This is a genomic window from Halobellus marinus (assembly GCF_032113415.1).
Lineage (GTDB): Archaea > Halobacteriota > Halobacteria > Halobacteriales > Haloferacaceae > Haloquadratum > Haloquadratum marinus.
On the sequence record NZ_CP134946.1, the window covers coordinates 694,434 to 719,541 of the forward strand.

The window sequence follows — 25,108 nt, forward strand, 5'->3', positions numbered from 1 at the left end:
GTATCGATCGAGGAGGCCAGTCATCCGACTGTCGCTGGAGGGATCAGCCGTCCGACTGTCGCCCGAGGAGTCTCCCTCCGTCAACTGCTCGGAAACCCGCCCTGGAGGACGGAATCGATCCGGAGCGTCTGTCACGGCGGGTCTCGCAGAACTTTTACCGGACCATACCGAACGCCCGCGTATGAGCGACGACGAGAACAGGGGGCGACGCGACCTCCGGATGCCGGACGACGACGAGGTGTTCGCCGTCGTCACGAATATGCTCGGAGCGAACCGTGTGAAGGTCCGCTGTGCCGACGGCGTCGAACGCACCGCACGGATTCCTGGCCGGATGCAGAAGCGCATCTGGATCCGCGAGGACGACGTGGTCCTCGTCGAACCGTGGGACTGGCAAGACGAGAAGGCCGACGTCGTCTGGCGGTACGAAAAGTCCGAGGCGGATCAGCTCAGGGAAGAAGGACACATCCAGTGATAATGATTGTTGTAGTCTCTTATCGGTGCTCGCCGGTATTGGGGATGGCGAGCACCGGTAAAACGGAACAACAATCATTATGACTGACTCCGAGGAGTACGGCTTTCTGTCTCCCGACGAGGTCGATGCCCCCGGCGACGAGTGGGAAGAAATTGACGTCACAGATACCGAGGCCGACCGGATCGCCCGCCGTCGCGACCGGAAGTTCGACCAGTTCCGCAAGCGGCTGAAGGACGCCGACCAGTTCAAAGTCGAGCAGTCGGTGTTCGACGACGCCACGTTCGCCGCCATCTACAAACTCGTTCAGGACGGCCACGTCGACGCCTTCGGCGGCCCTATCTCGACCGGAAAGGAGGCCAACGTCTACGAGGCGCTCGGGAGCCTCGACGGTGCGGAGCGCGACGTCGCCGTGAAAGTCTACCGCATCAACGCCTCGAACTTCCAGCAGATGCGGGAGTACTTGGAGGGTGACCCGCGCTTCGAGGGGATCGGCAGCGACAAGAAAAAAGTCGTCCTCGCGTGGACACAAAAGGAGTTCGCGAACCTCACCCGGGCCAGACAGGCGGGCGTCCGCGTTCCCGAACCGATCGCCGTCGAGCGGAACGTCCTCGTGATGGAACTGGTGGGTCTCGTCGAGGACCGCGCCCGGCGACTGGCGGAGGTCGACGTCGAGAACCCCGAAACGGCCTACGAGGTCGTCCGTGAGTATATGCAGCGACTCCACGCCGCGGGACTCGTCCACGGCGACCTCTCGGAGTACAATATGATCATCCACGACGGCGAACTCGTTATCATCGATCTCGGACAGGCGGTGACGGTGCATCACCCCAACGCCGAGGATTTCCTCCACCGGGACTGCCGCAACGTGGCCAGTTTCTTCCGGCGGCAGGGGCTCGACGTCACCGCCGACGACCTTCTCGCGTTCGTCACCGACGTCGATCCCGAACCCGGCGGGACGCCGGACGGGCCGGACGCCTGATTTCGGCCCTCTTGCGGCTACGATGTCGAGTCCCGCGCGGTCCCGTAATGGGAGGGCGCATCCGCCGGGAACACCCAACAAAGTGCTTAAATCGCTCCGTCGGGTAGTCGACAGTATGAAACACGTGAAGGTTCCGCAGGACCGCATCGGCGTCCTCATCGGCGAGGGCGGTGAGACGATGCGCGAGATCGAACGCCGGGCGGAGGTTCGGCTCGACATCGACTCCGAGACCGGTGCCGTCGCGATCGACGACGTCGGCGATCCGGTCTCCGGGATGCTCGCGCCGGACATCGTCAAGGCCATCGGCCGCGGATTCACCCCCAAGTCGGCGCTGTCGCTCCTCGATAACGATCTCCGGACGTTCGAGCTGGTCGACCTCGAAGCGCACACCAGGAACAAGAACGACCTCAAGCGGCAGAAAGGACGGCTCATCGGCGAGGACGGGCGCACCCGCGAACTGATGGAGGAACTGACCGGCGCGGAGGTCGTCATCAAGGGGACCACGCTCGGCGTCATCGGCCAGCCCGAGGAGGTCGACGCCGTCCGCCGGGCGGTCGGGATGATTCTCGACGGCGCGCCGCACGGTGCGGTTTACTCGTTTCTCGAACGGAAGCACAACGAACTCACCCAGGGCTTCGACGTCCGGCAGTCCGGCTGAACCGGCGCGTTTCGGGGTTCCTTTGGCGTTTCCTGTTCACCCACCGTAGGTATCCTCGAGATAGACCGCGACGCGCCGTGCCGCGTCCGTATCGGCGGTCCAGACACCCTCCCATTCGGTGTCGTCGTCGGTGACGGCGACCAGCACCGCGCCCGCGACGTCCTCGCCGGCAGGCGGAGCGAAGACGACGAACCAGCCGTTCCGGATCTCCTCGGCGTCGTCGGCGTGAAGCGTCACCGACTGCGAGTCCAGCGGGCTGGCGTCGCCGATGCCGTAGACGTGGACGTCGAGGTCGGTGGCAGCTAGTTCCTCGTACGCGTGTCTGGTCCCCCGTTCGTCGGCGATCCGGGAGAGACGCTGGAATCCGGTGTGGAGTTCGCCACGCTCGTGGCGGAGCGCCATCGCCTCGATGTACCGGGAGATCTCGATGAGCAGGAGCTTTCCCTTCGAGCCCTCGGGGTAGCCGCGGACGCGGAACCGCAGTCCTTCCAGGCTGCTGACGACGTCGGGCGTCTCGACGTCTGCGAGCGAGCGGCTGCCGGTGACGTAGATGTCCGAGTTGACCGCGAGGATCGCGTCGCGGACGTCCTCGAAGTCGGATTCGGCGACGACCTCGCCGTCCCGTCGCAGTCGGACGACGTCGGCCGCCGAGAGCGCGCGGGTGACCTCCGAGACTCCGATCGACTGCTCGGTGAAGAGTCGATCGAGCATCCGAGAGACTGTCGGCGGCTGGCTGCTGTTGACCACCGACAGCGACGTATCGTGGCCAGCCTCGGAGAACTCGTCGACGAACTCCCGCAACTTCATTACGAACTACAACACAACTCCTCCTAATAGGGTTTACCCGGCAGTACCGGAATAGAAACGTGATCCTGACGTACACCCCGGCGAATATCCGTCCGCTGGACGTCGAGACGGTTGCTTCGTTCGAGGCATATAAAAGCATCTATTGATAGTGGTTAACACGGATCTGGCCGGCCCTACTGTGCCTTCGGCGTTCCGTAGCGTTATATTTATATAGAATCACAAACAATCAAAGGTTGATTATGTCTCAGCGAATGCAGCAGGGTCAGCCGATGATCATTCTGGGCGAAGACTCCCAGCGCACACAGGGCAAAGACGCACAGTCGATGAACATCTCGGCGGGCAAAGCGGTCGCCGAATCCGTTCGGACCACGCTCGGTCCGAAAGGGATGGACAAGATGCTCGTCGACTCCGGCGGATCGGTCGTCGTAACGAACGACGGCGTAACGATCCTCAAGGAGATGGACATCGACCACCCCGCGGCGAATATGATCGTCGAGGTCTCCGAGACCCAGGAAGACGAGGTCGCCGACGGGACCACGACCGCCGTCGTCGTCGCCGGTGAACTCCTCGATCAGGCCGAGGAGCTCATCGAGCAGGACGTCCACGCAACCACCATCGCCCAGGGCTACCGCCAGGCTGCAGAGAAAGCCAAGGAGATCCTCGAGGACAACGCGATCGAGGTCTCCGAGGACGATCGCGAGACACTCGTCAAGATCGCCGAGACGGCGATGACGGGCAAGGGCGCCGAATCCTCGAAGGATCTGCTCGCGGAACTCGTCGTCGACGCCGTGCTCGCGGTCTCCGACGACGAGGGCATCGACACGGACAACGTCTCCGTCGAGAAGGTCGTCGGCGGCTCGATCGAGAACTCCGAGCTCGTCGAGGGCGTCATCGTCGACAAGGAGCGCGTCAACGAGAATATGCCGTACGGTGTCGAGGACGCCGACGTCGCGCTGTTCGACGGCGCGCTCGAAGTCCGCGAGACCGAGATCGACGCGGAAGTCAACGTCACCGACCCCGACCAGCTCCAGCAGTTCCTCGACCAGGAAGAAAAGCAGCTCAAGGAGATGGTCGACCAGCTCGTCGACGTCGGCGCTGACGTGGTCTTCGTCGGCGACGGGATCGACGACATGGCCCAGCACTACCTCGCGAAGGAGGGCATCCTCGCGGTCCGCCGTGCAAAGTCCGACGATCTGGCCAGCCTCGCCCGCGCGACCGGCGGCAACGTCGTCGGCTCGCTCGACGACATCGAGGCCGACGACCTCGGCTTCGCCGGCTCCGTCGCCCAGAAGGACATCGGCGGCGACGAGCGCATCTTCGTCGAGGACGTCGAGGACGCAAAGTCCGTCACGCTCATCCTCCGCGGCGGCACCGAGCACGTCGTCGACGAACTCGAGCGGGCGATCGACGACTCCCTCGGCGTCGTGAAGACGACGCTGGAGGACGGTCGCGTCCTGCCCGGCGGCGGCGCAAGCGAGACCGAACTCTCGATGCGGCTCGGCGAGTTCGCCAGCTCCGTCGGCGGCCGCGAGCAGCTCGCCATCGAGGCGTTCACCGAGGCGCTGGACGTCATCCCGCGCACTCTCGCGGAGAACGCCGGCCTCGACCCCATCGAGTCGCTCGTCAACCTCCGCAAGGAGCACTCCGACGGCGACTTCGCTGCGGGTCTGGACGCCTACACGGGCGACATCGTCAACATGGAGGACGACGGCGTCGTCGAACCCCTCCGCGTCAAGACGCAGGCCATCGAGTCCGCCACCGAGGCGGCCGTGATGATCCTCCGCATCGACGACGTCATCGCTGCCGGCGACCTCAAGGGCGGCGGCAGCGACGACGGCGGCGACGAGGGTGGCGCGCCCGGCGGCGCCGGCGGAATGGGCGGCGGTATGGGCGGAATGGGCGGAATGGGCGGCGCGATGTAAGCGTCAGTTACTGCCCGTCACTACCCACTCCCGACAACCCGCCAGCACCGTCCGCCGAACGCGAACCCGGATTTTCTTTCGAGACGCACCGTCGAACAGCGGCGGCGCTACCGACGAAGCGGTTTTGTGAACTGGTCTCGAACTCCGGACGTGATGGGCGATCCAGCCTGCTACCGCGAGGTGTGTCCCGACTGCGAGGCGCAGGTGACCATCGTCGACGAGGAGTGCCCCCACTGCGGACGCTCGTTACCGGAGCGTGGATAGAGGGGGCGAGGGTGCCATAGAACACTTGTCACGGTGTTTATTTCACGGCGTCAAAACAGAATCAGCCGTGAGAATCTGCCTACGGATTGAGCATCCGCGAGCGAAGCGAGCGGTTCACCGACGGAGCCGCCGAAGGCGGCGGAGTCGGTCGGTTTTTGGTCCAGGTTTTTGCAAGGAGCGGTCGCGCGCAGCGCGACCCGACGCAGTAAAAAGGTGGGTTGTATTGATCGACTCCCCCAGCGGGACTATCGATATTCCTCGACGTCGACGACGCGCCTGGTCTCCTCGTGGGTCAAATCGCCGTCCGCTGAGACGACCGGGGCGCCCCACGCGTGACCGACGGCGGCCACGAGTCCGTCGACGCCGTCGAGGTACGGTCCGCCGGGGTCGATTTCGTCCGCGATCCGTGCAGCCGTCTTGGCGAGTTCCTCGTCGACGGCGACAACTTCACCCCACCCCAGAGCTGCGGCCGCCTCGTCGACGTCGCCGTCGGGGTGGTTCCCGACGCCGACGAGCGTCTCGGCGTACGCCGGTGCGGGAATGATCCACGTCTCGTCGTCGCCACCATTGGCCGCGTAGTACTCTTTCGTCGCCTGAACCCCGCTGAGATAGTCGATGAGAAAGTTCGCGTCGAGAACTCTCATACGTCCCCGAGTCCGTGCATCCGCTCTTTGCGCTCGTCTTTTGCCTTCGCGCGTTGCTCGCGGATCCACTCGCCGTCGGTCTCCGACAGCAGCCCGAACCCGTCCTCGAAGTCGCTGTCTGTCGTCTCGCCGAGCAGCCGATCGAGGACGTCGTTGTAGGACTCGCCCTCACGCCGTCGGCTGTCGAGTCGCTTTTTTACTCGGTCGCTGATCCGGATCTGCTCGTCGGCGGTAGCCATCTCTCGTGTCAACGTTAGCGTTGACAGCGTAAAATCGTTTGGCCGAGTCGTCGGCGATTGCTGTTATGGTACCGTTTGCGACTGATTACTCACTCGATCGCACGCCGTCGAGTGATCGTGTGAGCGAAGACTCGCAAGCGCTCCGATAAGTGCGAAAGGACGTCTACGACACCCCTAGAGCGTAGCAATATATTACACGAGGGTGAGCGACCGCCTGAATCCTACCAACTGTCGGAAAATCGCGGTACTTCCGGTTACTCGGTCCGATCGATGTCGATCTGCTCGCGGATCGCGGACAACTCCTCGGAGTCGGCCAGCGCTTCGACCTGCGTCCGGAAGTGCCGCTCACAGAGGCCGACCTTGATTCCATCCTTCTCGGCGGCGTAGGCGGCGTCCCGGTCGCAGTAGTGGCACTTCATACTACCACTAGAGGCTCCTCGGGATTTAAGCCTGTGCCACCGGCTATCTCCTCCGAGAACTGCGTAATCAGTCTGCGACGTCCGGCAGACGGGCGGCGAACGCCTCGAACGCCGCCTGTGGTGGGCCGGCGAGGCCGAGCCGTCGGCCGTGGGCATCCGAGCCGCCGATCCGGAGCAATCCCGCATCCTCCGCGACCGCGTCGACACGGGCGCGATCTTCCCTGTCAGCGTCGGCACCGTCGTACGGGTAGTACCGTTCGACAGCGTCGAGGTCGCGGGCGCGTTCGAGCGCCGCGCTCGGATCGGGGTAGCGGAACGGGTGGGCGAGTCCGACGACCGCACAGGCGTCCCGCAGCGCGTCGACACCGGTCCCGAAGGTGGGGACGTCGCGTTCGACGTAACAGGGGCCGTCGTTCCCGATCAGGTGGGCGAACGCACCGCCGTAGTCGTATGGGGCGTCGCTCTCCTCGATCGCGCGGGCGATATGCGGGCGGCCGAGCCCCTCACGGGGCTCGATATCGAGGTCGACGCCGAGTCGGTCCTCGACGCGGGCGACGATCTCCGCGCCGCGTTCTTTCCGATTCCGCTGAATTCGGCTCGTTACTCCCTCGATCCCTTCGGTCCGCTCGACGCCGTAGCCGAGGAGGTCGAGCCGCTGCGCTCCGGATTCGACGCGGAGCTCGATGCCGCGGATCACCGTCACGCCGTCGTGGACTGTCACCGGGGCGGCCAGTTCGGGATGGATCCGGTCGTGGTCCGTCACGGCGACCACGTCGACACTCCCCCGGCGGGCGGCGTCCGCGAGTTCGGGTACCGTCAGCGTTCCGTCGGACGCGGTCGTGTGGACGTGGAGGTCCGCCGCGATATCGTCTCCACTCTCTCCCTCGGCGGTCACGGCTGGCAGTCGGATCTCGGCTCCTAAATTCCTTGTGTTGATACGTAACAATATGATGTCATATTATGTCGATTAAGGTTATATGATGGATTTAGCCTCTATAAAGATCATAACAGAAAACCATTAAGGTCTCCGGTGGTGAGGGTTGGGTGTAATGCGCTTGAAGCAAACCGGCGATCTCATTGACGCCCACGAGTTCCCGGCAACAACCGAGGAACTCATCGAGGCGTACGGCGATCAGACTATCGAACTCCCCAACGGGACCGCACGCCTCGGAACGGTACTCTCTCGGGCCGGCGCGGAGACCTACACCGACGCGGAAGACGCCCGCTCGGCTCTCCACTGTGGACTCGGCCACGAGGCCATCGGCCGGCGGTACTACAGCGACCGCGACGCCTACGCGACGGGCGAAGAAGGTCCGCAGCAGGTGTCCTTCTGAACGGCCACTCCGGGTAGCGGCAGCGGTTCGTTTTTCGCGGACGTTCACGCGGTCGACTACGAGACGGTCGTCCCGGCGCCGAACCGGGAAACCATTCCGAAGATGCACTGGTAAATTAGCCGCCGGAACACCTGTGCGTATCGAGCAAGGCCGCTCCCCCGCTCGGACAAGAAAATATGAAATTTTATATTTTGTTACCTCACTTACGAATACCGTATATGGCAGACTTGAGCGAGGGATGTAAAGATCACTTGATCAAAGCGTTACACGACGATGATCCCGCCGAAAAGAACTATCACATTCGGCAAGTCCTCCAAGCGACTGCAGCGGATAGCATCGATGAAGCCGCTGTCGAGTTGAAACGACTCGGCGCCGAGTGATACTGACTGTCTCCGTCGTTTCGCGGTGAGTGCCACCCCGTTGTGACCTCACCAGGACACAGCGAGAGCAAGGGCGGTGCCGCGTTCTACGACACCCCCGACGACCTCAGATCTGCAGATCGAGCGGTACGTACCCCTTCGTGTACCCCTCGACGCGACCGGACGGTCTGAGCCGAAAGACGACGGCCGGCCGGTGGTGGACCTCGGGCTCCTCGGCACGGATCGCCTGCCACTCGTCGTCGGGGAACGACGAGCAGTCGACGAAGAGCACGACGCCGCCGCCGTGTTCCTCGAGCTGCCCGTCCGATTTCGTCGCCGCCGTGTCGCGGACCGCCGCCACGGGCGTCCCGGCGCGGCGCTCTTCGGTCGACGTCGGGCGCGTCACCTCCACGAGGACGGCGTCGCCGTCGGTCTCGGCACGGTAGTCGATGGCGTGTCCCGTCGACACCTCGATTTCGGGTTCGATCCGATACCCCGCTTCGACCAGCAGGTGGCCAGCGTTGAACTCGCCCATCGCGGCGGTCATCCGCGTGAGGTCCATGTACTCGGAAGTCCCGAGTTTGCCGGCCATCACCTCCCGCCAGTCGTCGAGCGTCCGGGTCCGCAGGAACGACTCGTAAAATTCCAGGGCCTCATCGCGGGTCGCGTCGGGAAAGCCCGCGCTGTGCTCGTCGAAGAACGCCCGCGTCGTCTCGCGGCCGTCCTTCGAGAGGAAGACGGGAAGAAAGAACCACGACAGATGGGGGTACGGTTCGAGCCACGGGCTCTCCTCGTGGAGTTGTGCGGTGAGTTCCCTCGTCGCCCACCGCGAGACGTCGTCCGGCACGTCCGCGAAACTGTACTTCTCGGTGCGCCAGAGCGTCTCCGGCGTCTCGGTGTTCCCGAGCCAGTAGGCCTCGTCGTCGTTCCACAGCACGAGTGCGATGTCGCCGTTGTCCATCTCGAATCGCTCGCCCGTATACCGCTCGGGGGGTTTGAACCACGGCGACAGCCGGGTCGCGCCGAGATTCCGGTCGAGGTCGCGGTAGATCTGACCGACCACCCGGTCCTCGGTCCAGCGTCCGGGGGCGTGTCGAAAGCGGAGAGGACGTGCCACACGTTCCACTTGCGGGCCAGTGGGTTTATACTGTCGGACACGACGGTTTCGCGAGAGTCATTTCCCGGGGTGAGACGATTCGGTTCAGACTCCTCCCCGGCAGTATCCAGTGTTGCCACGGGCGTCGTGTTCGACCCCCAGATAGTGTCGTGTTCGATCTCCGGATGGTGTCGGCTTCAGCCCCCGCGAGCGGCGACACATATTTGTGTGTACTACTATCACGGTAGTGTGTGCCAATGTCGATGGGAGCATACGACGACGACGAACACGAACGTCGTGAGCGGAAGAACGGGGCAGTCGACACGGACTTCGACGACGACCGGACGGTCTATCGCGGCTCGGTCGAGTACGAGGGCGACGAGTCGACGGAGGCGCTCCTCGACCAGTTCAAGCAGCTACAGGGTGAGTAGCCGACGAGTGTTCTCGACGGGGCTCTTACTTCGCAGGAGAGACGTCGCCGACGCGGAGTGTCGCAATCGCCCCCGCGGAGACGACTGTCACCGCGACGATGTGCCCACCCACGGCGACGAGCAGCACCGGCCGGTCGAGCAGGAACGGCACCATCGCGAGCTGCGTCAGCCCGAACGCGACGTTTAGGGCGTCGAGTCGGCGGAGTCGCCGAGCCGTGTCCGGATCGAACGAATAGCGGAGCGACCGCCAGAGCGCGACGACCGCGGCCCACCACGAGGTGCCGATCCGGTAACAGAGGTCCCAGAGGATGAGCAGCGTGAGGTAGACGACTGGAACCGGCGGGTCGGGGCCGAAAAGCCACGTCAGGAGGGGCGTATCGGCGTACCGGGGATCGAAGACGAACAGATGAGTCACGAGGCCGACGAACGCCAGGATCCCGAGGACGACCTCGATCTTCGACCCGAACAGCAGTCGCCGGTACGGCTCCGGGAGGTCGAGCCGTCGCGTCCGCCGGCCGAACTGCCGCATCACGCCGCTGCCGACCGCGGCGACAGCGACGGCGGCCGTCCCCGGTAAGACGGCCGTCCAGAGGTCGTACGCCCACGCGAGCAGGAGCACGCCGGACTCGAAGAGCACCACCTGGAGCGTGATCGCCTGCAGGTCGGTGAGGTGGACGCCGGGGATGGCACCGACGATGCTCTCGTAGACCCACGTCTCGCCGAACGGCCCGGGATCGGTACGCGCTTCCCGCTCGGATCCGGAACGTGACCGTCCCATCAGCGCTCCGCCGCCCTTGCTTCGAGCGCCCGGTCGATGGCGTCGTCGAACGATGTCAGGTCGACGTCGACGAGCGACTCGATCCGGTGGTCCTGCACGACGACCGGATTCTTCAGGCCCTCGATCAGCGGCCGCGCGACAGCCGCCGGGACGTCCGTGACGAGCCCGACCCACAGCGACGAGAGCTTCGGCGAGAGGACCGGCACCGGCACGACGATCGGCCGGTGGCCGCTGCGGCTCCCGACGCGGGTCAGGATCTCCCGGTACGTGAGGACGTCCGGGCCGCCGATCTCGTAGGTATCTCCGGCTGTCTCCGGCACGTCGAGGACGCCGACGAGGTAGTCGATCGCGTCGTCGACGTAGATGGGCTGACACTTCGTTTCGACCCACCGCGGCGTCACCATCACCGGGAGCCGCGAGGACAACTGGACGATCATCTCGAAGCTCGCCGACCCCGCCCCGATCAGGATCGCGGCCCGCAACGTCGTGAGATCGTAGTCGCCGTTGCCGAGCACCTGTTCGACCTCGCGACGCGACCGGAGATGCTCCGAGAGACGGTCCCGTTCCTCGCCGAGGCCGCCCAGATAGATGACGCGGTCGATATTTGCCTCCGAGGCGGCGTCGGCGAAGTTCTCCGCGGCGCGCCTGTCGCGGTCCTCGAAGTCGGCGCCCGACCGCATCGAGTGGACCAGATAGTAGGCGGCCTCGACGTCGAGCGCCGCGGTGAAGCTACCGGGCTCCAGCAGGTCGCCTTCGACCACCCGAACCGATTCGGGACCGTCGTAGCCCGCGGCGTCGCGGACCAGCACTGTCACGTCGTGCCCGGCCGCACGGAGTGCGGGCACGAGCTGTCCACCGACGAATCCCGTCGCGCCCGTCACGAGAACTCTCATACTCGTATGTGATCCCGCGGCGGGATAACCGTTCTCGCCGCAGGGTCGGAGCACATCTCCGACGATCCCAACAGCGGAGTGGTCTTGAGCAGCCTACTCCGCGTCGACGGCGTCCCAGCCGGGCGTCTCCGGGGCGCCGCGGGCCGTCTCGACGTCCTCGCCGCTCGGCGGATCCGCCGCTCGGGCGCCAGCATCGGCGGCGACGGCCTCCCACGCCTCGATCGCCCGCCCGGCCCAGGAGTCGGCGTCGCGGGCCGCCGCCGTCGCCGCTGCGGCGCGCTCCTCGTCGACAGACAGCGATCCCGGGCGTGAGCCGACTGCGACACCGACGAACGCTGCCCGATCCGCGTCGGTCAGCGCGCCGCGCTCCATCCGGTCGACGACGCCGTCCAGTTCCGCTGGCTTCGGATACGCGAACACTTTCGCGCCGACCGCCTGGGGGCCGAACAGCAGGCCCTCGCGGCCCGCCGGTTCGTCGTCGAGGAGGCGGTCGCCGCCGTACTCGGCCTCGACGCGCTCGCACTCGGTCTCGACGCCGAGTTCGAGGTTGTATCCGGGATAGCTCGCGCACTCGTCGGGGTAGTGCTCCTCCCCGTGGATGCGACACTGGAGCGTCTCGGGATCTAAGAACGCACAGGTCGCGAGCCAGCGCCGGTCGGTCTCGAAGGGCGCCACCGGTTTCGGGACCGTCCGCAGGCCGACGAAGAAGGCCGGGCGGCCGTCGAGTGCGGCCAAACGGATCCCGTCGACGGCGACGCCCGGCGTCGCCTCGTCGACCTCCCAGAGCCGCGCCGTCAGTGCGTCGCCGAGCCCCCGGTCGACGAAGTGAGCGACCTCGTCGCGCGTCAACGACACGAAGTTGTACCCCTCGTCGATCGGGTCGCCCGGTCCCCGCCGCTCGTGGTCCGAGGCCGTCTCGGCGATGGGTCGCCAGTCGAGACAGCAGCCGGCACAGCCTTCGCAGTTGACTTTCACGGTTCGATTCCCTCCGTGCTGATTCGCTCGTCAGGTGTCGCTTTCGGTGGTCTCGTCGGGTTCGGTCTCCGATTCGGATTCCGTCTCCGGGTCCGGTGTCGCTTCCGGCTCGCGATCGCGGACGACGAGCACCGGCGCGACCGCCCCCTCGGCGACCCGCTCGGCGTCGTCGCCGAGCAGGATTCCGAGGGGCGACTCGCTGCCTTCGCCCATCACGACAACGTCGGCCTCGGCCGAGCGCTCGACGATGTCTATGATCGGCGTCGTGGTCGTCGCGGTTTCGGTCGTCAACTGCACCGACGTCACGCCGCGTGCCCGGAGGCGCTCTGCCGCGTCCGCCACTGCCGCCTCGGCATCGAAGTCCGACGTCTCGCCGGTCAGCCCCCAGAGCGTCACTCGCTCGTGCATCTCATCCGCGAGCGTCGCCACGAGATCGGCGAGCCGATCCTCGTCGAGAACGCCTCGGATGGGGACGAGGATCTCCGAAACCGCTCCGGTCGGGTTCGGCAGCAGAATCGCTGTTGCACCCAACTCGTCGGCGATCCGCGAGATCGTCTGGTCGCGGTCGTGAGTGAACACCACGCGCGTCTCGGGATCTTCTCCGGCGTCGACGAACGAGTGTGCGATGTCCTCGACGGCTGCCTGCGCGCGTTCTCCGAACTGCATACTCGCCTGTTCGGCCGGCGTCTGTTCCGGCAGGACGTGATAGCCGAGCAAGATCACGTCCGCGGGCGCCAGAAACTCCACGAGGGAATCTGGGATCGTCTCCCCTTCCAGCACCTCGACCGGAATGAGGATCACCGGCGGTTCGCGGATCGCCAGGCCACCGTCAGCGCAGATGGTCGCCGTTGACGCTCGCTCCTCGTCCGAGCTATTCTCGCGCGAACGGCGCTGTCTCTCCCGCTCGATCGGTTCGCCGGCATCGTCGTGGTCGTTGTGGCGCATCTACAGCACCCCCTTGAGTTTGACGTCGGCCGCGTAGTACTTGTACCACCCGGCGGACGCGAGCATAATCGCGACGCCGATGATCTGTGAGGCCGGCTGCATAAACAGTATCAGCCCGGCGCTCGCGACGGCCCCGAGGCCGGCGACGAGGCGGTAGGCCGGAACGCGGAACGCCGGGTCGTACCACTCGGGTTCGTTCCGCCGCATCGCGATGAGTGCGACGCACATCAGCCCGTACATCACGAGATGGAGGAACGACGCCACCTCCGCGAGCACCTCGACCTGGCCGAGCGCGACCAACACGACCACAGGACCGCCCGCCATCGACAGCGCCACGTGCGGCGTGCCGTACTTGAGATTCATCCGCGCGGCGACGCTCGGGAGGATCGCGTCCTTGCTCACCGCGAACACCGCCCGCGAGGTCGAGAGGATCGACGCGTTCGCGCTGGAGACGGTCGCGAGAAGGCCCGCGATCAGGATCGCGATCGCCCCCGCGGTCCCGGTGAAGTCGCGGGCGACCTCGACGATGGCGGTCTCGCCGAACGACGCAAGCGCCGCGCTCCCGAACGCGCTGGTGGCGACGAAGATGGTTGCGACGTACAGCACGCCGACGATCACGACCGAGGCGACCATCGCGAGCGGAAGGTTGCGCCCCGGTCGCTTGATATCACCCGCGACGGTCGCGATCTGTGCGAAGCCCAGATACGAGGTGAACACGAGCGCGGCGGTCGTAAACACCGGCAGCGGGCCGAAGGGAGCGAACGTCTCCGGGGCGCTCCCCCGGCCGAAGACGCCGAGCGCGTCGAGGCCGCCGTAGCCCAGAAACAGCACCAGGATCGTCAAAAGCAGCCCAACGACGTAGTTCTGGAGCGCGGCGGCCCGTTCGGTTCCGAAGAGGTTCAACGCGGTCAGGAACGCGCCGAACAGCAGTCCCAGCGGGACCACGATCGGAATCCCACCGACGGCGACGCCGGCTTCGACGAGGACCGCTGCGGCGTAGTTGCCGAAGCCGACGAGGTAGAAGGCCGTCGCGAAGACGAGGCCGAGCCAGATGCTGATCCCGACGATCGCACCCGGGAGCGCCCCGAGCGCCCGCGAGATGAAGTAGTAGCCGCCGCCGGAGCGCGGCATCGCCGTCGCCAACTCGGAGGCCGGCAGTGCGACTAACAGTGCGATGACCGCGCCGATCCCGAACGACGCGGCGGCCGCCGGCCCGGCACGGCCCGCTGCCAGCCCCGGGAACACGAAGATCCCCGCACCGATCATCGTCCCGACGCCGATCGAGATTCCGCCGGTCAGCCCGATGGTCCGTTCGAGTTCCGTCCCCGATTCGGTCGTGGTGACCTCAGTCTCGTCGGCGTCCGGCGTTGCGACGGTCGTCGGTGCCTCGCCGGCCCGGTTCTCGCCGGTCGGCTCCGGTTCGGGCGTGCTCATCCTACTGTGTCTCTGCGGCCTCCACAGTAGAAATTATGGATATGATAAATTGATTAGGTTACCGGGCAGTAGCGATTCTCCAGTCGCCGCAGGACGTTAGTCGCTCGGTCCCGTCGGTCCGGTATGACGAGTGAACCCTGCGACGGCTGCGGCCGCTCGGTGCGGATCGCGGGCGGCATCGGCGACTTCTGGTCGTTCGAGACCGAATCCTCCGGCGGGATGACCCTCGAACTCGACGACGGCGGCGAGTTCTTCCTGTGTCACGACTGCATCGCGCGGCTCCCCGACGACCGGGTGGTGACGAGCGAGGACGTCGACGCGCTCTGATACTGATTACTCTCTCTTTTTACCGCTGAGAGCCGTCTACGGGGGTGTCGCTCGGCGGGAAGAGACGAGCGTAACCAGTATGAGCACGTCGCCACGGAACCGCGCGGAAGTCGCTGTCGCCGCGGCGGTTCACCAACTGACGCCGCTTGCGACGGCCCGGTGCCCGCTTCTTACCACTCCTCGAACTTGTCGCGTCGGTAAGGTCGATCTCGTGAACCGTCGAGTTGTCCTGCGACGCGGCGAACGCGATGGCCTCGGCGACCTCCTCGGGTTCGGTCATCTCCCCCGGATCGAACCGCTCTTCGAACGTTTCGCCGTCCTCGCTGGCGAACTCCGTCCGGACCTCGGTGGGATTGACGACGCTGACGCCGATACCGTCGGGGCCGATCTGGCCCTCGACGCTGTGAGCGAAACCCCGGACCCACCACTTCGTCGCCGCGTACATCGGGTTGCCGGGGCGGGGGTACTGCCCCGCGAAACTCCCGACGAAGACGAGGTTGCCGTTCGTCTCCCGCAGGTGCGGCACGGCCGCCTGCGTCGCGAAGAAGACGCCGTCGACGTTCGTCTCCATCATCAGCCGGTACTCCTCGCTCGTGGTCTCCTCGACGTCGCCGCCGACGCCGAGCCCCGCGTTGTTCACGAGGACGTCCAGCCGGCCGAACGTCTCGATTGTCGTCTCGACCATCGCCTCGACCTCGGCCTCGTCGCGGACGTCCGTGGGCACGGCGAGCGCCTCGACGTCGGACGTCGCTTCGATGTCGTCGGCGATTTCCTCCAGTCGCTCCCGGCGCCGTGCCGCGAGTGCGACGTCCGCGCCCTCCCGCGCGAGCGCCTGAGCCGTTGCTTCACCGATTCCCGCACTGGCCCCCGTGACGAGGGCGACGCTGTCCTGTACGCTCATATCCGGCGTCTCTTCGGCGAGGGACTTGATAGTGATCATCGGCTCTGTCGAAGCCCCGATCAGTGACAGGTTCGGCAGCCCTGCCGAAAACAGGGCGCACATCTCACACGACCATTGACGTTGGGACCGATGATACGTTTGTCACTCTGCGCACGCACTGCGAGCGAAGCGAACGGATGTGAGTCATCTCCTACAAAGCATCCGCGGCTGACTGCCTGTACCGGCAAAGACTGAAGGCCACTGCAATGGTATTCGACACTATGTCGAAGCAGATGAACACCGTCGTCTCGGGTGACGAGTCGGATATTCACGACGAGCCCCACATTCGGGGCCGGCGAATCACCGTGAGCCACATCCACGCGCTGGTCGAAGAGCGCGACCTTGACGCGCAGACGGTTGCGGACCGCTTTGACCTCACTGCTTCGGAAGTCTACCACGCACTGGCGTACTATCACGACCACCCCGAAGAGATGCGGGCGGTCGAAGAACGCCGTCGAGAGCTTCACGAAGCCGCAAAAGACGACCCGAGCATCATCACCGGCCCCGATGATCTGCCGGAATCGTCGTGATGCAGGTATCGTTTCTTCTTGACGAGAACATCGCGGCTCCGCTGGCTGACAAACTCGACAAAGCAGGCCACGACGTAGAGCGTGTCGTCGACGTGAGCGAATTGGGGGACGGCGTCGACGACACCACGATTCGCCTGTACGCCGTCCAAGAGAGGCGTCTCATCGTCACCAGCGACGACGACTTTGTCCAGATGCCGGCAGACTCACACAGTGGGGTATTCTACATCCCCGACCAGTCGCTCCCCTCGCACGAACTCTACCATATCATCCAGCGCGTTATCGAAGCGTTCCCCAACCGAGAGGCGATGGATACAGTGATCTACATTACTACCGACTGGCTGTGAATCACGAGTAAAGCGAGCGGTACGTGAGTTCCCTGTATTGACCGATTCCCGGCTTGGCTCCCCTGCCAAATCGCAACTCGGTCGCCTAGAGCGCATATGTGAGTTGCTCGTCGGCAATACGACACTCTCCGGAGAAATATCGGTCTGCTAGAACGGAGGCTGCAGCCCGGACAATCCTCTCGTTTTTCGTCGCTGCCGGCGGTTCACCTCGTGGCGTTCAGCGGGTTCGGGAGCGGATAGAGGTCGCCAGTCGTGTCCTCGCGGGTCGCCCCGACGAGTTCGCGGCCGTTCATCGTCACGATCAACCGCTGATAGCTGGTGGGAAGCGAGGCGGCCATCGAGAACTCCGTGTGGACGCGCTCACACTCGAACGATCGGTCCGGTGTGACCGACTCCGTTCTGAGGGCGAGTTCGTATCCATTGCCGCTCCGAGGGATCACGTCCGCGCGAATCTCTGTCCCGGGCTCGTGGACGACGGTGGCATTGAGCGTCACCGCATACGAGTCGCCGACGGCGACCTCGTGTACCCATCCGGCGTTCGGGGTTACGTCGCCGTCGAAACAACTCGGACCGCCACTGGCTGTCGTGTATGGCGGATTCTGTGGATCCGGTCCCGACTCGACTGGGCCCCCGAGGAGTCCGGGCACGGCCGCCACCAGAACGGCGCCGGCGAGCACGCCAGCGAGGAACGCCATTCCGATCGAGAGGAGGCGAGCGGTCGACGTATCGAGTCCGCTATCGTTCGCCATCGGTGAGTCTCCCGTGTTCGGTCAATCTGACCGTAGTGAAGTCCGTCGTTCAGAAGTATGATCGTGATAACACATACGCGTACCGGTCACCGGGATCGACAGCGGACTGAAATGATGAACGGCCCTCGCTGTGTGGACCAACCGTTGCGGGTGCAGTCCGACATATCGAAACCGATCCCTGCGAGAAGTACAGAGGATCGTCCGTGACGAGTGAGCACCGTCTCGGGGATTTACGATTCCACGACACCGATACGCAAGTGGGATGGAGACAAACGTTGGCGGCTACGACAGAACTGGGCGGTTCATCGTCGGCACGATACTCGTCGGAGTGGGTGTCGTCGGCTATGCGGGGCTTTTGCGCGTCGCCGTGGGTCCCGTTCCACAGGCACTGATGGCGCTGATACTCGTCCTGATCGGCGCCGTTCTGCTCGTGACTGGCCTCACCCAGAAATGTCCGATCAACAGCGTATTCGGGGTGAACACCTGCAAACCCCGCAGCCGCTGACTCGGCCCCGTTGCTCGGTGGACTGACTTCACGATCGATAATTCTGCAGGCCGTTTCTGACGGGTACTGTGTGTCTGAAGGTTTTTATCCGAGACCGACCCAGGACGCCTGTGGACCCCGACCGGATCCCCGAGTCCTTCCCAGCACCCGAGTTCCGCGGCGCACAGGAGCAGGCGCTCGCGGACATCCGCGACGCCTTCGCCGCCGGCAACGAGGTCGTGCTCGTGCGCGCGCCGACCGGCAGCGGCAAGTCGCTCCTGGCGCGGGCCATCGCGGGCGCGGCGGCGACGAAAGAGGAGACCACGCCCGCCGAGGCGACCGACGCCTACTACACGACGCCGCAGGTCTCTCAGCTCGACGACGTCGCGGCAGACCCCCTACTGGACGATCTGAACGTGATCCGCGGGAAGTCGAACTACACCTGTATCCTGAACGGCGAGACCGACACGCCGGTCGACCGCGCGCCCTGCGTCCGGCAGTCGGGCTTCGACTGCTCGGTCCGGCACCGCTGTCCGTACTTCTCGGACCGAGCGATCGCCTCCAACCGCCGGATCGCCGCGATGACGCTCGCGTACTTCATGCAGACGGCTGGCTCGGACGTCTTTCGGAAGCGCGACGTCGTCGTGATCGACGAGGCCCACGGCCTCGCGGAGTGGGCGGAGATGTACGCGACCGTCGAGCTGACGCCCCGAACGGTTCCCGTCTGGGACGACATCTCCGTGCCGGACGTCGCGGCCGACGGCGACCCGATCGAGCGGACGGCCCGCTTCGCGGAGACGCTCGCGGGCGTCGCCGAGCGCGCGACGGACGAACTGCTCCCGAAGTCCGAACTGACGCCCGATGAGGCCGCCCGCCGCGACCGCCTCCAGGAACTCCGCTCGGAACTCGCGTGGTTCGTCGAGGACTGCCGCGATCCCGAGAGCCCGACGACGTGGGTGGTCGATCAGCCCGACGGCGCCGGGAGTCCGATCACGATCAAGCCGCTGGACCCGGCCCGATATCTGCATCATACCGTCTGGGACCGCGGCAACCGGTTTGCGCTGCTTTCGGCGACGATCCTGAACAAGGAGGCGTTCTGTCGCGGCGTCGGCCTCGACCCAGCGGACGTCGCCTTAGTCGACGTCCCGCACACCTTCCCGGTCGAGAACCGCCCGCTGTACGACGTCACCTGCGGAAAGATGACCTACGACCGCCGCGATGAGACGCTCCCGAAGGTGGCGCGGACGCTCGTCCGGATTCTGGCCGCCCATCCCGACGAGAAGGGCCTCGTCCACTGTCACTCCTACGCCATCCAGTCCGAGTTACAAAAGCGACTCGCGGAACTCGGCCTGGGCGGTCGCGTTCGCGCGCACGACCGCGAGGACCGCGACGAGGCCCTGGACTCGTGGCTCGCGACCGACGCCCCCGACGTCTTCCTCTCGGTGAAGATGGAGGAGGCGCTGGATCTGGCGGGCGACCGCTGTCGGTTTCAGGTCGTCTGCAAGGCGCCGTATCTCAACACCAGCGACTCCCGCGTCGCCCGCCGCCTCGAGGAGGGCCAGTGGTCGTGGTACCGACGCGCGGCGCTCCGGACGGTCATCCAGGCGTGTGGCCGCGTGGTGCGCGCCCCCGACGACTACGGCGAGACGTACCTCGCAGACTCTTCGCTTCTGGACCTCTTCGAGCGCACCCGAGGTGATATGCCGTCGTGGTTCCGCGACCAGGTCGATCGGCTGTCGACGCCGGACCTGCCCGCGTTCGAGGCGATCGCGACTGCGGATGGGTCGATGTCGGAAACGGGATCGATCGGGGGGACGAAAAGCGGCCGAGCGACGTCGGGCGGGAGTGGGCGGACGTCTTCGAACGGTAGTCGGGGGACCTCATCGACACGAAACGGGGGCGGATCGTCGGGTGGCGACCGATCCTCCGGCGGACGAACGCGCGGACCGGCCGACGGTTCCGACGACTCGGACGACGACCGGTCGAACCACCCGCTCTCGGACGTGTGGGGCGACGGCTGAGCGGGCACGGAGGTTCGGTGGCGATCGTGGATCGCCGACCTTCAGAGAATCAATGCCGCCCCGTACGCGATCGAGGAGCCGATCATCAGGACCACGAGGATGATCGCCAGCAACTGCTGTCGGTCCATACCCCCGATAGCAGGGCGACTGGTTCAGTTCTTTCGCTCGAAAGCGGCCTCGCCGCGATCCTCACTCGCGCCGAACCCGCCGGTCAGCGCCGGCCTCGTAGGAGGCGTCTGGCCGCCCGAGGACGTAGTACGCGATGAACCCGACGACCGGCAGCAGAAAACTGAGGGCCGTCCACCCGACCGCCGAGTCGCTGCCGCGGCCGGTCGCGTCCAGGTAGACCCACCCGGGCAGCCCAACGTGTGCGATCAGGAAGTACAGCGCGAAACCCGCGAAGTACGCGAACGTTCCGACGTCGGTGACGACGATCCACATCACGACCAGGGGAAGAAACGCCACGAGGAGCAACCCCCCGAGGACGACGATCGGCGAACGGGTCGTTGCCATCGGCGATGTTTGGGACCGGACGGGTATGACACTTTTTACGGTCCGGCTGAAACCTCAGGACGGTTATGACCACGACACCCACCCGAACGCTCCCGAACGGCGACGAAATCCCCGCTGTCGGCTTCGGGACCTACGCCCTCTCCGACGAGGAAGTCACTGAGGCGGTTCCGGTAGCGATCGAAGCCGGCTACACCCACATCGACACCGCCGAGGGCTACGAGAACGAGGCAGCGCTGGGGGACGTGCTCGCCGACTACGACCGCGAGGACCTCTTCGTGACCTCGAAGGTGCTGCCCCCGAACCTCCACTACGAGAGCCTGCTGGAGTCGCTGTCGGACTCCCTGGAGCGGCTCGGTACCGACTATCTCGATCTGTACCTCATCCACTGGCCGAATCCCGCGATCTCGCTGCGGGAGACGATCGGCGCCCTCGAACAGGCTCACGAGGAGGGACTGGTCCGAAACATCGGCGTGAGCAACTTCAGCACCTACCAGCTTCGGTTCGCCCGGAAGATCGCCGACGTTCCTATCGCGGTAAACCAGATCGAGTTCCACCCGTGGTACTTCCGGGAGGATCTACTCGAGTACTGCCACGAGCACGACGTCGTCGTCGAGGCGGCGGCGCCGCTGGCCCGCGCCCAGTATCTCGATGATCCTCGCGTGGTCAAGGCGGCGGAGCAACACGACGTCGCTCCCGCACAGATCGTCCTCAAGTGGGCCATCGAGAAGGGCGTCGTCGTCCTGCCGAAGTCCACGAACCCCGAGCACGTGGCATCCAACATCGACCTCTTCGGGTGGGAACTCGACGGCGAGACGATCGCTCGACTCGACGAAATCCAGCGGATGGAGAACGTCTACATGATCACGCCCGACCACGACACGTACGGGATTTCGCCGTAGGCGTCCCAAGAGCGCGGCGCTCCGGCGTTCGTCGACTCCAGAAACGGCGCTCCGGTGTTAATCGACTCCAGAAGCGAGGCCACCGCGTCCGTCAGCGCCTGAATCGGGCCCGAGGCATTGGCCGGACCGTTCCGCGGACGACATCACAGAAGTCATATGCTGCAGTCCCGATTTCTCGCACGTATGGACGCCTACGAGCTTATCACCCGGAACGCCTCCGAGGTGGTCACGGAGGAGGAAGTGCGCGCGCTAGCCGAATCGCCGGACGGAAAGCGGGCGTACGTGGGCTATGAGCCGTCGGGCGTCCTCCACGTCGGGCATATGTTGACCGCCAACAAACTCATCGAACTCCAGGAGGCGGGCTTCGAGGTGATCGTTCTCCTGGCCGACGTTCACGCGTACCTCAACGGCAAGGGCACGTTCGAGGAGATCCGCGAGACGGCGACGCGGATGAAAGAGCAGTTCGTCGCCTACGGCCTCGAAGCGTCCCAGACCGAGTTCGTTCTCGGCTCCGAGTACCAACTCGACGAGGAGTACATCCTCGATCTCCACGCCCTGGAACTGGAGACGTCGCTCTCGCGGGCCGAGCGGGCGATGTCGGAGATCGGCGGCGGCGACACTGTCACGGTCGCGCAGGCGGTCTACCCGCTGATGCAGGCGCTCGACATCGTCTACCTCGACGTCGACCTCGCGATCGGCGGGATGGAACAGCGGAAGGTCCATATGCTCGCCCGCGATACGCTGCCGAGCATCGACGCCGACGCGCCGACCTGCCTGCACACGCCGCTGATCGCGGACCTGACGACCGGCGTCGGCAAGATGTCGACCTCGACGGGGATCTCCATCTCGATGGAGGACTCCGAAGCCGAGATCGAACGGAAGGTCGAGAAGGCCTACTGTCCGCCGACGGCCGATCCCGACCCCACCGACGACGGCGAGGAGCGGGAGAACCCGGTCCTCCAACTCTTCGAGTATCACGTCTTCCCGCGGTTCGGCGAGGTCGTCGTCGAACGGCCCGAGCAGTACGGCGGCGACCTGAGCTACGAGACGTACGCCGACCTCGAAGCCGACCTGGAATCCGGCGAACTCCACCCGGCCGACGCGAAGGGCGCGCTTTCGACGTACCTGAACGAACTCATCGCGCCCGGGCGGGAGAAGATCCGGAAACGGCAGGCGTGATATAAGGTCTCACAGAACTTTTCTCACTGAGTTCATATTACGCACACGCGACCGAACGGCCGTGAGAGTCTGTGTACGTATTGATCTGAGTTCATTTTCTTCGAACGATACCTTTCAAAACGATTTTGACGAGAGCATCTTATGTGAATATAATGGATAATTACGACGGATCTATGAGAATTCTCTATGTGGATGATGATCCGGAATTCGCAGAGATGGCGGCGACGTTTCTTGAACGTGGAAACGACCGATTCGACGTCGAGATCGAAACGCGCACAGATGAGGCGCTTGACCGGTTGGGCAGCGAACTGTTCGACTGTATCGTCTCCGATTACGAGATGCCAACACGGAATGGCCTCGAATTCTTGCAGGCCGTCCGAGAGGAGTACCCTGACCTCCCTTTCATCCTCTATACCGGCAAGGGTAGCGAGGAAGTCGCCAGCGACGCCATTTCGGCAGGTGTCACTGACTACCTGCAGAAGAAAACCGGGACCAGCCAGTACACCGTCCTTGCAAACCGGATCAGGAACGCGGTCGACAATTACTACGCCCAAATCGAGCTTGCCGACCGAGAGAAGCGTCTCAACCTCTTCTTCGAGCAGTCACCGCTCGGCGTCATCGAGTGGGACGAACAGTTCGACTTCGTCCGTATGAATGATGTCGCCGGAGACATCCTCGGATATACTCAGGCTGATTTGCTCGGCCAGTCGTGGGAGAAGATCGTTCCTGACTCCGACCGGGATGCGGTTGCCGATGTCGTGTCCGACCTTCTCGAAAACCAAGGGGGGTACCGAAGCGTCAACGAGAACATCCGAAAGGACGGCGGTCGAATCATCTGCGAATGGCACAACCGCGTCGTAACCGATGAGGACGAAGCGGTCGTCGCCGTCTTCTCCCAGTTTCAGGACATCACCGAACGAAAGAGGCGCGAACAAGAACTCAGGGAGGAGCAGGCATTAATCGAGCGGAGTCTCGATACGCTGGAAGACATCTTCTATTTCGTCGACACCGACGGCAACTTCCAACGGTGGAACAGTAAGTTGCCGGAGCTAACCGGCTACACCGACGAGCAGATCGGATCGATGAACGCGCTTGAGTTCTTCGAAGGCGAGCACCGCGAGGCGATCAACCACTCGATCCACGAGATATTAGAGACCGGCTCACACGTAACCGAAGCCGAGATCACGACTGCAGACGGGCGACAAGTCCCACACGAGTTCAGAGGAGTTCGGATGACGAACGACGAGGGAGAGCCGACGGGGATCATCGGTATCGCCCGCGACATCACTGAACGGAGGGAACGCGAGCGCCAGCTGGAACAACAAACCGAGGAACTGGAGCAACTGGCGACGAAGTACGAAGTCCAGTACCGGACGCTGTTCGAGGAAGCTCCAGTGATGACGATTCTCACGCGATCCGAAGACGGACAGCCCGTCATCGAGGACTGCAACAGCCAGTTCGTCGAGACGCTTGGTTACGATGAGGATGCGATCATCGGCAGCGAGCTCGCGGAGTTTTACACGCGCGAGTCAGCGGAGAGACTGCTATCGGGAGGATATAACCGCTCGCTTGACGGACAGTTCACGAGAGAGAAACGCGGCCTCGTGACTATCGACGGTGAGGTTATTGAGACGGTCCTGCGTGCGGTTCCGCGCCGGACCGCTGACGACGAAATCATCGGAACGGTAGCGATGTATATGGACATCACCGAACGTGAGTCGGTCAAGCGTGCGAACGAACGGCTCGAAGAGTTCACGAGTGTCGTCTCACACGACCTGCGGAATCCACTGAACGTCGCTACCGGGCGGCTCGAACTGGCCGCCGAGGAGTGTGACAGCGAACATCTCGACCGCCTCGAACAGGTACTTGACCGGATGGCGGCGCTGATTGATAATCTCCTGACGCTAACCCGGGAAGGGAGAGAGGTGACCGACACTCAGCCGGTCGACCTCGCCACGATGATCGATGGTTGCTGGGAGAACGTCGAGACGAACGAGGCGGTACTGATCACGAACATCGATCGAGGCGTTCGGGCCGACAGAAGCCGCCTCAAGCAGGTGTTTGAGAACCTGTTTCGGAACGCAGTCGAACACGGCGGGACGGACGTGACTGTGACGGTCGGGGAACTAGACCACGGGTTCTATATTGAGGACGACGGGCCGGGGATTCCGTCCGGCGAGCGTGATGAGGTGTTCGAGGCCGGGTATTCGAGGTCGTCGGAAGGAACTGGGTTCGGACTGAGTATCGTCGAACAGGTGGTCACTGCCCACAATTGGCAGATCCGTGTCACAGACGGGCCAGACGGCGGGGCCCGGTTCGAGATCACGGATGTCGAGTTCGTCGCTCCATAGGTTCTCTCCGTCCAGCAGCTCGTTTCTGACAGATCTCGCGTAGACGACGGGCCGATCTGATACAGCATCCGTCTGTACTGACCGATTCCTGTGAGGTGTGCGGCGACTCCGACGCCATCCGG

28 protein-coding genes and 1 pseudogene are annotated in these 25,108 nt (G+C 64.6%); 15 read left to right on the forward strand and 14 right to left on the reverse strand.

The window, feature by feature from the left end; genetic code table 11:
- Window positions 1-181: 181 nt before the first annotated feature.
- The 3 genes from eif1A (at window position 182) to RJT37_RS03555 (ending at window position 2,109) form a co-directional block, all read left to right on the forward strand.
- Complete coding sequence (eif1A, locus tag RJT37_RS03545) at window positions 182-472, forward strand: translation initiation factor eIF-1A (protein WP_311170339.1); 291 nt, start codon at window positions 182-184, stop codon at window positions 470-472.
- A 79-nt stretch (window positions 473-551) separates the two neighbouring features.
- Window positions 552-1,451, forward strand: a complete 900-nt coding sequence (rio1, locus tag RJT37_RS03550) for a serine/threonine-protein kinase Rio1 (RefSeq protein ID WP_313687862.1) — start codon at window positions 552-554, stop codon at window positions 1,449-1,451.
- 115 nt (window positions 1,452-1,566) lie between these two features.
- Window positions 1,567-2,109: a KH domain-containing protein gene (locus RJT37_RS03555; protein ID WP_313687864.1), complete on the forward strand. Its 543-nt coding sequence runs from the start codon at window positions 1,567-1,569 to the stop codon at window positions 2,107-2,109.
- A 36-nt stretch (window positions 2,110-2,145) separates the two neighbouring features.
- On the opposite strand, the gene RJT37_RS03560 is transcribed toward RJT37_RS03555, so the two are convergent.
- Window positions 2,146-2,916, reverse strand: a complete 771-nt coding sequence (locus RJT37_RS03560) for a DICT sensory domain-containing protein (protein WP_313687866.1) — start codon at window positions 2,914-2,916, stop codon at window positions 2,146-2,148.
- Window positions 2,917-3,185: 269 nt separating this feature from the next.
- Between RJT37_RS03560 and thsA the strand changes: the two genes are divergently transcribed.
- The gene (thsA, locus tag RJT37_RS03565; protein ID WP_313689837.1) at window positions 3,186-4,838 is read left to right on the forward strand and encodes a thermosome subunit alpha; all 1,653 of its coding nucleotides are present in this window, start codon (window positions 3,186-3,188) and stop codon (window positions 4,836-4,838) included.
- Window positions 4,839-5,347: 509 nt separating this feature from the next.
- Here the strand turns inward: thsA and RJT37_RS03570 are convergent.
- The 4 genes from RJT37_RS03570 to RJT37_RS03585 all read right to left on the reverse strand — a co-directional run bounded on the left by RJT37_RS03570 (window position 5,348) and on the right by RJT37_RS03585 (window position 7,299).
- Entirely contained in the window at window positions 5,348-5,746 is a 399-nt protein-coding gene (locus tag RJT37_RS03570; protein WP_313687868.1) for a PIN domain-containing protein, read from the reverse strand.
- Window positions 5,743-5,985, reverse strand: coding sequence for an antitoxin VapB family protein (locus tag RJT37_RS03575; protein WP_313687870.1), 243 nt, complete (start codon window positions 5,983-5,985; stop codon window positions 5,743-5,745). The genes RJT37_RS03570 and RJT37_RS03575 overlap by 4 nt, the downstream gene beginning before the upstream one ends.
- A gap of 254 nt (window positions 5,986-6,239) precedes the next feature.
- Entirely contained in the window at window positions 6,240-6,404 is a 165-nt protein-coding gene (locus RJT37_RS03580) for a DUF6757 family protein (protein WP_311170343.1), read from the reverse strand.
- A gap of 67 nt (window positions 6,405-6,471) precedes the next feature.
- Window positions 6,472-7,299, reverse strand: a complete 828-nt coding sequence (locus tag RJT37_RS03585) for a PHP domain-containing protein (protein ID WP_313687872.1) — start codon at window positions 7,297-7,299, stop codon at window positions 6,472-6,474.
- Window positions 7,300-7,453: 154 nt separating this feature from the next.
- Between RJT37_RS03585 and RJT37_RS03590 the strand changes: the two genes are divergently transcribed.
- Both RJT37_RS03590 and RJT37_RS03595 read left to right on the forward strand, forming a co-directional pair.
- Entirely contained in the window at window positions 7,454-7,738 is a 285-nt protein-coding gene (locus RJT37_RS03590) for a DUF5789 family protein (protein WP_313687873.1), read from the forward strand.
- A 218-nt stretch (window positions 7,739-7,956) separates the two neighbouring features.
- Window positions 7,957-8,118 carry a hypothetical protein gene (locus tag RJT37_RS03595; protein ID WP_313687875.1) on the forward strand — a complete coding sequence of 54 codons (162 nt, stop codon included), beginning with the start codon at window positions 7,957-7,959 and terminating at the stop codon, window positions 8,116-8,118.
- Window positions 8,119-8,224: 106 nt separating this feature from the next.
- Here the strand turns inward: RJT37_RS03595 and RJT37_RS03600 are convergent, their stop codons facing one another.
- On the reverse strand, window positions 8,225-9,214 hold the full coding sequence (locus RJT37_RS03600; protein ID WP_313687877.1) for a DUF5784 family protein: 990 nt from the start codon (window positions 9,212-9,214) through the stop codon (window positions 8,225-8,227).
- 236 nt (window positions 9,215-9,450) lie between these two features.
- Between RJT37_RS03600 and RJT37_RS03605 the strand changes: the two genes are divergently transcribed.
- Window positions 9,451-9,624: a DUF5786 family protein gene (locus RJT37_RS03605; RefSeq protein ID WP_313687878.1), complete on the forward strand. Its 174-nt coding sequence runs from the start codon at window positions 9,451-9,453 to the stop codon at window positions 9,622-9,624.
- Between the two features lie 25 nt (window positions 9,625-9,649).
- Here RJT37_RS03605 and RJT37_RS03610 read toward each other — a convergent pair whose 3' ends face one another.
- From RJT37_RS03610 to RJT37_RS03630, 5 genes are all read right to left on the reverse strand, one after another.
- Entirely contained in the window at window positions 9,650-10,402 is a 753-nt protein-coding gene (locus RJT37_RS03610) for a DUF7530 family protein (RefSeq protein WP_313687880.1), read from the reverse strand.
- The gene (locus RJT37_RS03615) at window positions 10,402-11,295 is read right to left on the reverse strand and encodes an NAD(P)H-binding protein (protein WP_313687882.1); all 894 of its coding nucleotides are present in this window, start codon (window positions 11,293-11,295) and stop codon (window positions 10,402-10,404) included. Before RJT37_RS03615 ends, RJT37_RS03610 begins: the two co-directional genes overlap by 1 nt.
- 93 nt (window positions 11,296-11,388) lie before the next feature.
- A complete protein-coding gene (locus RJT37_RS03620) occupies window positions 11,389-12,270 on the reverse strand; it encodes a YkgJ family cysteine cluster protein (RefSeq protein WP_313687884.1) in 882 nt (293 codons plus the stop codon).
- 30 nt (window positions 12,271-12,300) lie between these two features.
- Window positions 12,301-13,215: a universal stress protein gene (locus RJT37_RS03625; RefSeq protein WP_313687886.1), complete on the reverse strand. Its 915-nt coding sequence runs from the start codon at window positions 13,213-13,215 to the stop codon at window positions 12,301-12,303.
- On the reverse strand, window positions 13,216-14,649 hold the full coding sequence (locus tag RJT37_RS03630; RefSeq protein WP_313687888.1) for an APC family permease: 1,434 nt from the start codon (window positions 14,647-14,649) through the stop codon (window positions 13,216-13,218). It lies immediately after the preceding gene.
- Window positions 14,650-14,772: 123 nt separating this feature from the next.
- Between RJT37_RS03630 and RJT37_RS03635 the strand changes: the two genes are divergently transcribed.
- Window positions 14,773-14,976, forward strand: coding sequence for a DUF7561 family protein (locus RJT37_RS03635; protein WP_311170352.1), 204 nt, complete (start codon window positions 14,773-14,775; stop codon window positions 14,974-14,976).
- Between the two features lie 170 nt (window positions 14,977-15,146).
- On the opposite strand, the pseudogene RJT37_RS03640 reads toward RJT37_RS03635, so the two are convergent.
- Window positions 15,147-15,877: pseudogene (locus tag RJT37_RS03640) on the reverse strand (SDR family oxidoreductase).
- Between the two features lie 260 nt (window positions 15,878-16,137).
- Here RJT37_RS03640 and RJT37_RS03645 point away from each other — a divergent pair.
- On the forward strand, window positions 16,138-16,446 hold the full coding sequence (locus RJT37_RS03645) for a DUF433 domain-containing protein (protein WP_313687891.1): 309 nt from the start codon (window positions 16,138-16,140) through the stop codon (window positions 16,444-16,446).
- Complete coding sequence (locus tag RJT37_RS03650) at window positions 16,446-16,790, forward strand: DUF5615 family PIN-like protein (protein ID WP_313687893.1); 345 nt, start codon at window positions 16,446-16,448, stop codon at window positions 16,788-16,790. Before RJT37_RS03645 ends, RJT37_RS03650 begins: the two co-directional genes overlap by 1 nt.
- A gap of 203 nt (window positions 16,791-16,993) precedes the next feature.
- Here RJT37_RS03650 and RJT37_RS03655 read toward each other — a convergent pair whose 3' ends face one another.
- A complete protein-coding gene (locus RJT37_RS03655) occupies window positions 16,994-17,539 on the reverse strand; it encodes a hypothetical protein (RefSeq protein ID WP_313687895.1) in 546 nt (181 codons plus the stop codon).
- A 262-nt stretch (window positions 17,540-17,801) separates the two neighbouring features.
- Between RJT37_RS03655 and RJT37_RS03660 the strand changes: the two genes are divergently transcribed.
- Together RJT37_RS03660 and RJT37_RS03665 are read left to right on the forward strand one after the other, a co-directional pair.
- Window positions 17,802-18,044, forward strand: coding sequence for a YgaP family membrane protein (locus RJT37_RS03660; protein ID WP_313687897.1), 243 nt, complete (start codon window positions 17,802-17,804; stop codon window positions 18,042-18,044).
- Between the two features lie 110 nt (window positions 18,045-18,154).
- Window positions 18,155-20,044 carry a helicase C-terminal domain-containing protein gene (locus RJT37_RS03665; RefSeq protein ID WP_313687899.1) on the forward strand — a complete coding sequence of 630 codons (1,890 nt, stop codon included), beginning with the start codon at window positions 18,155-18,157 and terminating at the stop codon, window positions 20,042-20,044.
- A gap of 189 nt (window positions 20,045-20,233) precedes the next feature.
- Here RJT37_RS03665 and RJT37_RS03670 read toward each other — a convergent pair whose 3' ends face one another.
- The gene (locus RJT37_RS03670; protein WP_313687901.1) at window positions 20,234-20,557 is read right to left on the reverse strand and encodes a PLDc N-terminal domain-containing protein; all 324 of its coding nucleotides are present in this window, start codon (window positions 20,555-20,557) and stop codon (window positions 20,234-20,236) included.
- Between the two features lie 65 nt (window positions 20,558-20,622).
- Between RJT37_RS03670 and RJT37_RS03675 the strand changes: the two genes are divergently transcribed.
- The 3 genes from RJT37_RS03675 to RJT37_RS03685 all read left to right on the forward strand — a co-directional run bounded on the left by RJT37_RS03675 (window position 20,623) and on the right by RJT37_RS03685 (window position 24,986).
- A complete protein-coding gene (locus RJT37_RS03675; protein WP_313687903.1) occupies window positions 20,623-21,456 on the forward strand; it encodes an aldo/keto reductase in 834 nt (277 codons plus the stop codon).
- A 183-nt stretch (window positions 21,457-21,639) separates the two neighbouring features.
- Window positions 21,640-22,635 (forward strand): tyrosine--tRNA ligase, encoded by a 996-nt coding sequence (locus RJT37_RS03680; protein ID WP_313687905.1) that lies wholly within the window; start codon window positions 21,640-21,642, stop codon window positions 22,633-22,635.
- A gap of 152 nt (window positions 22,636-22,787) precedes the next feature.
- A complete protein-coding gene (locus RJT37_RS03685) occupies window positions 22,788-24,986 on the forward strand; it encodes a hybrid sensor histidine kinase/response regulator (protein WP_313687907.1) in 2,199 nt (732 codons plus the stop codon).
- Window positions 24,987-25,108: the final 122 nt, after the last annotated feature.

Excerpts from the sequence above, each read along its gene's own strand:
- RJT37_RS03610 (WP_313687880.1), bottom strand. The coding sequence starts at position 10,402 with ATGGGACGGTCACGTTCCGGATCCGAGCGGGAAGCGCGTACCGATCCC.
- RJT37_RS03555 (WP_313687864.1), top strand. The coding sequence starts at position 1,567 with ATGAAACACGTGAAGGTTCCGCAGGACCGCATCGGCGTCCTCATCGGC.
- RJT37_RS03680 (WP_313687905.1), top strand. The coding sequence starts at position 21,640 with ATGGACGCCTACGAGCTTATCACCCGGAACGCCTCCGAGGTGGTCACG.
- RJT37_RS03650 (WP_313687893.1), top strand. The coding sequence starts at position 16,446 with ATGCAGGTATCGTTTCTTCTTGACGAGAACATCGCGGCTCCGCTGGCT.
- eif1A (WP_311170339.1), top strand. The coding sequence starts at position 182 with ATGAGCGACGACGAGAACAGGGGGCGACGCGACCTCCGGATGCCGGAC.
- RJT37_RS03575 (WP_313687870.1), bottom strand. The coding sequence starts at position 5,985 with ATGGCTACCGCCGACGAGCAGATCCGGATCAGCGACCGAGTAAAAAAG.
- RJT37_RS03670 (WP_313687901.1), bottom strand. The coding sequence starts at position 20,557 with ATGGCAACGACCCGTTCGCCGATCGTCGTCCTCGGGGGGTTGCTCCTC.
- RJT37_RS03570 (WP_313687868.1), bottom strand. The coding sequence starts at position 5,746 with ATGAGAGTTCTCGACGCGAACTTTCTCATCGACTATCTCAGCGGGGTT.
- RJT37_RS03685 (WP_313687907.1), top strand. The coding sequence starts at position 22,788 with ATGGATAATTACGACGGATCTATGAGAATTCTCTATGTGGATGATGAT.
- RJT37_RS03605 (WP_313687878.1), top strand. The coding sequence starts at position 9,451 with ATGTCGATGGGAGCATACGACGACGACGAACACGAACGTCGTGAGCGG.
- RJT37_RS03645 (WP_313687891.1), top strand. The coding sequence starts at position 16,138 with ATGTCGAAGCAGATGAACACCGTCGTCTCGGGTGACGAGTCGGATATT.
- RJT37_RS03615 (WP_313687882.1), bottom strand. The coding sequence starts at position 11,295 with ATGAGAGTTCTCGTGACGGGCGCGACGGGATTCGTCGGTGGACAGCTC.
- RJT37_RS03675 (WP_313687903.1), top strand. The coding sequence starts at position 20,623 with ATGACCACGACACCCACCCGAACGCTCCCGAACGGCGACGAAATCCCC.
- RJT37_RS03660 (WP_313687897.1), top strand. The coding sequence starts at position 17,802 with ATGGAGACAAACGTTGGCGGCTACGACAGAACTGGGCGGTTCATCGTC.
- thsA (WP_313689837.1), top strand. The coding sequence starts at position 3,186 with ATGATCATTCTGGGCGAAGACTCCCAGCGCACACAGGGCAAAGACGCA.
- RJT37_RS03595 (WP_313687875.1), top strand. The coding sequence starts at position 7,957 with ATGGCAGACTTGAGCGAGGGATGTAAAGATCACTTGATCAAAGCGTTA.
- rio1 (WP_313687862.1), top strand. The coding sequence starts at position 552 with ATGACTGACTCCGAGGAGTACGGCTTTCTGTCTCCCGACGAGGTCGAT.
- RJT37_RS03580 (WP_311170343.1), bottom strand. The coding sequence starts at position 6,404 with ATGAAGTGCCACTACTGCGACCGGGACGCCGCCTACGCCGCCGAGAAG.
- RJT37_RS03635 (WP_311170352.1), top strand. The coding sequence starts at position 14,773 with ATGACGAGTGAACCCTGCGACGGCTGCGGCCGCTCGGTGCGGATCGCG.
- RJT37_RS03655 (WP_313687895.1), bottom strand. The coding sequence starts at position 17,539 with ATGGCGAACGATAGCGGACTCGATACGTCGACCGCTCGCCTCCTCTCG.
- RJT37_RS03625 (WP_313687886.1), bottom strand. The coding sequence starts at position 13,215 with ATGCGCCACAACGACCACGACGATGCCGGCGAACCGATCGAGCGGGAG.
- RJT37_RS03560 (WP_313687866.1), bottom strand. The coding sequence starts at position 2,916 with ATGAAGTTGCGGGAGTTCGTCGACGAGTTCTCCGAGGCTGGCCACGAT.
- RJT37_RS03630 (WP_313687888.1), bottom strand. The coding sequence starts at position 14,649 with ATGAGCACGCCCGAACCGGAGCCGACCGGCGAGAACCGGGCCGGCGAG.
- RJT37_RS03590 (WP_313687873.1), top strand. The coding sequence starts at position 7,454 with ATGCGCTTGAAGCAAACCGGCGATCTCATTGACGCCCACGAGTTCCCG.